The sequence below is a fragment of the Roseateles sp. P5_B10 genome, from assembly GCF_056400485.1.
In genome coordinates this window covers 1-1073 of sequence record NZ_JBFULE010001237.1, presented here as the reverse complement: position 1 = coordinate 1073, position 1073 = coordinate 1, and the positions used below count along the sequence as shown (strand labels likewise).

The 1073-nt window shown below is 63.7% G+C and carries 1 protein-coding gene; it reads left to right on the top strand.

Translation table 11 applies throughout. The features are described from left to right. Positions 1 to 1073: glycoside hydrolase family 5 protein (locus AC1DU6_RS32380; RefSeq protein WP_477862330.1), on the top strand; the 1073-nt coding region annotated here is incomplete at both ends.

Sequence of the window (1073 nt, the reverse complement as noted above, 5' to 3'; positions counted from 1 at the left end):
ATCAAGCTCTTCCGCGACAGCTGGATCACCACGCGCGACTGGGACCAACTGCAGGCCTTCGGCTTCAACATCGTCCGCCTGCCCATCCTGTGGAGCGTCATCGAAGACGAGAAGAAGCCCAAGACCCTGCGCGCGGATGCCTGGAAGTATCTGGACTGGAGCATCGCCGAGGCCAGGAAGCGCGGCATCTACGTGATCCTTGACCTGCACGGCGCTCCCGGCGGCCAGACGCCCAACGATCACACGGGTTGCGCCGGCCAGAACAAATACTGGACGGACGCGCAAGCGCAGGAGCGCACCAAGTGGCTGTGGCAGCAGATCGCCACCAGGTACAAGGACGAGCCTGTGGTTGCGGCCTACGATCCCCTCAACGAGCCCTGGGGCTCCACCGCCGAAGCCATGGTGGCGCGCGTCGAGGAGCTGTACAAAACCATCCGCGCCATCGATGACAAGCACATCGTGCTGCTGCCCAGCCACTACGGCAACATCGACGGCTATGGCAACCCGACAGCCAAGGGCTTCACCAACGTCGCCTTCGAGATCCACCCCTACCCCGGCCTGTTTGGTGACAGGCCTGGCGATTCGCCCTACATGATCCACCGCGACTGGCTGCGCTGCGGGTCGGCGGGCACCGCCGGTGTCTGCGCCTACAACAAGCAGGTCAGCGATCTGAAGATCCCTCTGCTCGTGGGTGAGTTTCAACCCTGGCAGGGTGCGGGCCTGGACCTGGGCGGCCAGATCGGCCGCGCAACCTACGACACCTATGCCAGCTATGGTTGGGCGTCCACCTCGTGGGCCTACAAATTGGTGAGCCCGGCGGGCGGCTCAGGCAAAGGCACCTGGGGCATGGTCACCAACGCCGTCAACAGCAACTTCGATACCGGCGTGGGCCTGGTGGCCAAGGCCAGCACCTGGGATTGCGCGGGCTGGGATTCCGGCTTCAGCAATGCCTGCGCGGTGAAGGCAGCAACCATCAAGGTGGGCGGCACCGGCCGCAAGACCTATTACTTCGTCATCAAGAGCGGCGCTTCGGGAGGCAGCAATCCCGATGTGAGCTTTGACAAGATCAGCAT